We start from the raw sequence: 5857 nt of genomic DNA, 5'->3' as shown, positions 1-5857 counted from the left end.
CCATCGATCCGGTCGCCGGTCAACAGCGCGTGGCCGAGATCGGAACCGAGCACGCGATCCGCGTCGGCGGCACCCACGAGATCCCGTTCGACCAGGCCGCGGATCTCGTCATGCTGTTGCGAACCTTGGGATTTCACTCCAATGGGATGGTGTTCGAGGCGCTTGACGCGGCAGGGATGACGCTGCTGAAGCGCACGTACTTCTCCGTCGGCGGCGGGTTCATCGTCGAGGACGGCGAACGCACACCGAGTGACGCGGGGGACACGCCCTTCCCGTTCGACAGTGCCGCACAGTTGGTGGCGTTGGCCGAGGCCAATTCCTGCACCATCGCCGACCTCATGGCACGCAACGAGGCCGCGCTGGCGCGCACCCCGGACCTGACCGCGGGTCTGCTGCGCATCTGGGCGGCCATGCAGGAATGCGTGAACGACGGCCTCGCCGCGCGTGGCCACCTGCCGGGGGGACTTCGGGTACGCCGCAGGGCCGGTTTGCTGGCGGAGGCTCTGGCCGCCAATCCCGAGGATCCGCTGCACGCCGTCGACTGGCTGACCGTCTACGCACTGGCCGTCAACGAACAGAACGCCTCCGGCGGGCGGGTGGTCACGGCGCCCACGAACGGTGCCGCGGGGATCATCCCCGCGGTGCTGCACTACTACCGCAGGTTCATCCCCGGCGCCGACGACGCGGGCACCGTGACGTTCCTGCTGACGGCCGCCGCCATCGGGATGCTGTTCAAGGCGAACGCGTCGATCTCAGGGGCCGAGGTGGGGTGCCAGGGCGAAGTCGGCTCGGCCTGCTCGATGGCCGCCGCAGGTCTGGCCGCGACGATGGGCGGCACGCCCGCCCAGATCGAGAACGCCGCCGAGATCGGCATCGAACACAATCTCGGACTGACGTGCGACCCAGTCGGCGGGCTAGTGCAGATCCCGTGCATCGAGCGCAACGCCGTGGCGGCGGTGAAGGCGGTCACCGCCGCGCGGATCGCCTTGCGCGGCGACGGCGTGCACCACGTCAGCCTGGACACGGCGATCAAGACCATGCGCGAGACCGGAGCAGACATGCAGGACAAGTACAAGGAGACGTCTCGCGGCGGGCTTGCCCTCAACGTCGTCGAGTGTTGATGAATCCGGGGGAGTGGTGCCGGAATCACACTGTGGTGCAGTGGTTTTTCGGGCTGTTACTAGGGACTTCCGGGCCGTCGGGAGGTAGGGCACGAACATGTCGTCGTGCCTCTGCCGGGGGCCAACACCGGCAGATGATCTAGACCGTTCCGTTGCGGGCCCGCCCTGACCGCAGCCAGGATGGGAGCAGACCCACCGGTCGCGAGGGGCCGGTGGGAGATCAGCCGAGTGGTGACGATGCCTGGGATCGACAAGCGGCGTGCGCGCGTCTTCGCCGTGCTCGTGCTGTTGATTGCGGCCGCGGCCGCGTTGCACGGATATCTACCAGGCGGAGGGGACCCGGCCCGCGGCCGGCCGGCCAGCGGGCTCGGCGGCACGTTCACGGTGACGGCGATCCTGGTCGGCTCGACGGGACTGCTCGTCATCCTGATCTGCACCGGGGCGGCCAGCGCGAGCTCGCCCGTCAGAGCGCTCGTGGCGGGCGGGGCGGGCGGGGTGGTGACCGCAGAGGCTCTTTCGGTCGTGCTGGCGGAACGTGAAGCGGTGGCCTGGTTTTCGGGTGTCGCCGTGGCGCTGGCGCTCATCGCCGCCCGATGGCGGCTGGCCCGTGGGCACAGAGCCGGATCGTTCGACGCTCCGACCGACGACACGGCGACGGCACTGGATCGGTGGGTGGAACGGACCGAGTCCCAGATCGTCTGGTCGGACTCCACGCGAGCGGACTGGGACCGGCGGCTGCGACCCATGCTCGCCCGGCAGTTCGAATTCGCGACACGCCAACCGAGGGCCAGAAATCCCGCGGCCTTCGACGCCACCGGCCGCATCCTCTTCGGTGACGAGCTGTGGGCCTGGGTTGACCCCGAAAACGTTTCGCGCACCGGCACCCAGGAACGGGGACCGGGCCGGGCCGCATTCACCGACATCATCGAGCGTCTGGAGCGCCTATGACCATTCCCATCGCGACGACCGCCGCCCACTGCGAGACGATCCTCGACGAGATCCAGCGCGTCGTGGTGGGCAAACGCGAAGCGCTGACCCAGATTCTCACCACGGTGCTTGCTCGCGGGCACGTGCTCATCGAGGACCTCCCTGGCCTTGGCAAGACGCTGATCGCACGATCGTTCGGCGCGGCACTGGGATTGGACTTCACCCGCGTGCAGTTCACCCCGGATCTGCTGCCCGCCGACCTCCTCGGCTCGACCATCTACGACATGCAGTCGGGTCGCTTCGAGTTCCGCGAAGGCCCCGTCTTCACCAATCTGCTGCTGGCCGACGAGATCAACCGGACGCCGCCGAAGGCGCAGGCCGCCCTGCTGGAGGCCATGGCCGAACACCAGGTCAGCATCGACCGGACCACGCATCCGCTGCCTGCGCCGTTCATCGTGCTGGCCACCGAGAACCCGATTGAGTACGAGGGCACCTATCCGTTGCCGGAAGCTCAGTTGGACCGCTTCACGATCCGGCTCGAGCTTCGCTATCTGTCCAAACAAGAGGAGAGGTCGATGCTGCGCCGCCGCCTCGAGCGTGGTTCGGCTGAAATGCTCATCCACCAGGTCGTCGACAAGCACGCCCTCCTCGCCATGCAGGAATCCGTCGAGCAGATCACGGTGCACGACGACGTACTGGACTACGTGGTCTCCCTGGCGGAAGCAACGCGCCAGCACCCCCAGATCGCCGTCGGGGCCAGTCCGCGCGCCGAACTCGACCTGGTGCAACTCGCCAGGGCCCACGCCCTGCTGCGCGGCCGCGACCACGTGATCCCCGAGGACGTGAAGACACTCGCCGTTGCGGCCATGGCGCACCGCATCAGCCTCCGCCCGGAGATGTGGGTGCGGCGGATACACGCCGGCGACGTCCTGGCCGAACTGCTCGCCCGCATGCCCGTCCCGAGAGCACGGGGTACCCGGTGACCCAGGCTCGCGAGGTAGACGTTGAACTCCGCTGGCGCGCTTCGCCATTGACCCTCGCGATGGCGACTTGCGCGGCGGCGATCCTGGCCGCGGCGGTGTTCGACTCCCGCTGGCAACTGATCGCGTTCGCCGCCCCGCTTCTCGGCGTACTGTGCTCGATCAGTTGGCAGCGAGAACGGCCCACCGTGCGGGTTCACAGCTCTGCGAGTCGCCAATACTTCTTCGAGTCCGAGAAGGCTCGATTGACCGTGTGGTCGACGGCGGAAGCTGCTGTCACACTGACTGTTTCGGCTGTCGAGGGGATGGACCTGGAGGTCGTTCACAACGAGGGGGAGCACGCGGCGGATCGCCAAACGATCGCCGTGTCGGCGTCGCGGTGGGGACGCTACGCCGTGCGTGCTCACCTCGACGTATGCGCTGCCGGCGGACTTCTCCGCGGGACGGCGACCGTCGACGTCGCCGACTGTTGCGTCTTCCCCATCGCGCCCCCGCAGGACACCGGCATTCCCACCACGGAACTGCCCGACCGCCTCGGCACCCACCTGACTCGCCACGTCGGTCCCGGCGTCGAGTTCGCCGACATCCGCGCCTACGTGCCGGGTGATCAGCTTCGCTCGGTGAACTGGCCGGTCAGCGCGCGGCGTGGCGCACTACACGTGACCGAGCGACTGACCGATCGCGCCGCCGACGTCGTAGTTCTGATCGACACCCACGCCCAGCCGCTCGGTCCGGCCACCGAGGCCACCGAGCGGATGGCGCGCGGCGCAGTGCAGGTGGCGCAGACCGCGCTGCGCCAAGGAGACCGCGCCGGCGTCGTCGCCCTCGGCAACCGACGAACGCACTGGCTGGGCGCCGACACAGGCAAGGCTCAGTTCTACCGAATCCTCGACACCATCCTGGACGCCACCGGCGGGCCCGAAACCGGTATGGGCACACTCGCTCCCCGCGCAGCGGTCCCGACCGGGGCGATCGTCATCGCGTTCTCCACGCTGTTGGAGACCGATTTCGCCCTGGCGCTGATCGACCTCCGCAAGCGTGGCCACACCGTGGTTGCCGTCGACATGCTCGTGGGGACCCCGTTCACGGCCGAACACGACCCCCTGGTCGCCCGGATGTGGGCGCTGCAGCGGTCATTCATGCACCGGGACATGGGCACCATCGGAGTGGACGTGGTCTCCTGGTCACCGGAGTACACGCTCGATCAGGCCATCGCGCTGGTTCCACGGCACCGACGTCCGATGCGCAGGCCGCGATGACGCACGCCATCGGCAGGACTCATCTGCCATCGACCGCGTTCGGGCTGGTGATGGTGGCAGCCGCCGGAATCCACACCGCCGGGGCCGCATTCGTCATTGCCATCCTCGCCTCGCTCGCGGTGTTGGTGGGCATCGGGTTTCGCGCCGCGGGCACGCTGGCCGTCCTTCTCGCCGCCGCCGCCGTCATGCTCACCGATGCGCAGCCGCTGGTGGCCGGATTGGCGGGCCTATCCGCCGCGTGTTACCTGCTGCTGCGGCACACCGAGACCGGTTTGGCGGGTTCGGCGGGTGCATCGTCACCGGCAATGATTGCCGCTCTGGGGTTTACCTTCGTCGGCGTGATGGCCGCCGCGTTCCCGCTTCAGCTGCCGTGGCTGCCGCTACTGGCCCCGCTGGCCGTATTCGCGGTCTACGTGCTTGCGTGCTGGCCGTTCTTCTTCATGTCCGACGACGCCCAGATGGGGCGGCCGACCGGCGTGCTGAATCGCGAAGGGCCGCACGCCGGTCGGGCCCGGTCCTAGGCCTCGCCGAGGGCGCGGTGCAGGGCCTTCTTGGCGTCCGTCACTGCTTCCAGGATCTTCGTCCGGTTCTCGGCCAACGCCGCCTTCTGCTCGTCCGTACCGCTGCGGACGATGGTCCGGGCCAGCCCACCGACTTCGCGAAGCTCCTTGTGGATCTTGATGACGTCAACGAATTTGGCGGCCTTCGCCAGGAAGGCGTGGACGGTCTCGCTGCTGATGCCGCGCCACGCCAGCAGGTTCTTGCCGAAGTCGGTCAGGGTGGCGACTCCATTGTCGACGGTGACCACACCTCGGCCGGCGAGCAGTCCGATGGCCAGGTCGACGATGTCCTGCGGGGGTGTGAATGCGCCGTCAGTGACCTGGTTGACACGCTCCAGGATCTGGGCTGAATCGGCAGGTCCGTCAAGCAAGATCGCCGCTGTGCCGACGGCGGCGCGCTTGAGGCCCCACGGGCCGGGTCGGCCCGGGCCGCCGAAGCCGGGTCCAAATCCTTGCCCGCCGAAGCCGCCTGCGAAACCGGATCCGCTGTCCGGCCCGAAACCAGGCCCACCGAAACCGGGCCCACCGAAGCCAGCACCGCCGAGACCGTCCCCGTCGAAGCCGGGACCGCCTGAAAATCCTCCAAATGACATCTCTCTGTTTCCTTTCCGTCGTGACAACCACGCGTTGTGGCATCCCGAATGAGTATCAAGCTCCTTGCTACGCGCGGGATCATCGAGTGTCAAGGAGCTTGATGCTCATGCACGTCAGGGAGCTGTGCCGGAGAGATCCGCGCCCGCTGAGAATCGCGGAGGCCCGCCGATGCTCGTCGCGGCGTTCGGCTGCGGGTCGTTGCGCTGACCAGCTGCAGCCACACACTCGAAACAGCAGGACTGTGTCAGCATGTGTGACGTGGACGAATCCGACGATCAGCCGCTGGGCTACCTGATGTATCGCGTGATGGCGGCTCTGAGACCCCAAGCTGCCGCGGCGTTGGGGCCGCTCGGGATCGGCTTGCCAGAGCTGGTCTGCATGCGAATCCTTTCGGTCAGTCCCGGCCTCACTAGCGC

Annotated in this window: 6 protein-coding genes and 1 pseudogene; 6 read left to right on the top strand and 1 reads right to left on the bottom strand. The window is 68.0% G+C overall.

Annotated features, from left to right (window positions below; all coding sequences use genetic code 11):
* The 5 genes from ACRDUX_RS20360 to ACRDUX_RS20340 all read left to right on the top strand — a co-directional run.
* Positions 1–1121, top strand: a 1121-nt coding sequence (locus tag ACRDUX_RS20360; RefSeq protein WP_526415879.1) for an L-serine ammonia-lyase, incomplete at its 5' end; no start/stop codon positions are given.
* Positions 1122–1301: 180 nt separating this feature from the next.
* A complete protein-coding gene (locus tag ACRDUX_RS20355) occupies positions 1302–2069 on the top strand; it encodes a hypothetical protein (RefSeq protein WP_526415877.1) in 768 nt (255 codons plus the stop codon).
* Positions 2066–3031, top strand: a complete 966-nt coding sequence (locus ACRDUX_RS20350) for an AAA family ATPase (RefSeq protein WP_526415875.1) — start codon at positions 2066–2068, stop codon at positions 3029–3031. Before ACRDUX_RS20355 ends, ACRDUX_RS20350 begins: the two co-directional genes overlap by 4 nt.
* Before the next feature lie 59 nt (positions 3032–3090).
* Entirely contained in the window at positions 3091–4287 is a 1197-nt protein-coding gene (locus ACRDUX_RS20345) for a DUF58 domain-containing protein (RefSeq protein WP_526415873.1), read from the top strand.
* Positions 4284–4808, top strand: a complete 525-nt coding sequence (locus ACRDUX_RS20340) for a hypothetical protein (RefSeq protein ID WP_526415871.1) — start codon at positions 4284–4286, stop codon at positions 4806–4808. The genes ACRDUX_RS20345 and ACRDUX_RS20340 overlap by 4 nt, the downstream gene beginning before the upstream one ends.
* On the opposite strand, the gene ACRDUX_RS20335 is transcribed toward ACRDUX_RS20340, so the two are convergent.
* On the bottom strand, positions 4805–5440 hold the full coding sequence (locus ACRDUX_RS20335) for a hypothetical protein (RefSeq protein ID WP_526415869.1): 636 nt from the start codon (positions 5438–5440) through the stop codon (positions 4805–4807). The two genes, ACRDUX_RS20340 and ACRDUX_RS20335, sit on opposite strands and share 4 nt — an antisense overlap.
* A 250-nt stretch (positions 5441–5690) precedes the next feature.
* Between ACRDUX_RS20335 and ACRDUX_RS20330 the strand changes: the two are divergent.
* Positions 5691–5857 (top strand): annotated as a pseudogene (locus tag ACRDUX_RS20330) (MarR family transcriptional regulator); the annotation flags it as partial.

The organism is Mycobacterium sp. (genome assembly GCF_050701675.1).
Lineage (GTDB): Bacteria > Actinomycetota > Actinomycetes > Mycobacteriales > Mycobacteriaceae > Mycobacterium.
This window is presented reverse-complemented; position numbering and strand designations above follow the sequence as displayed.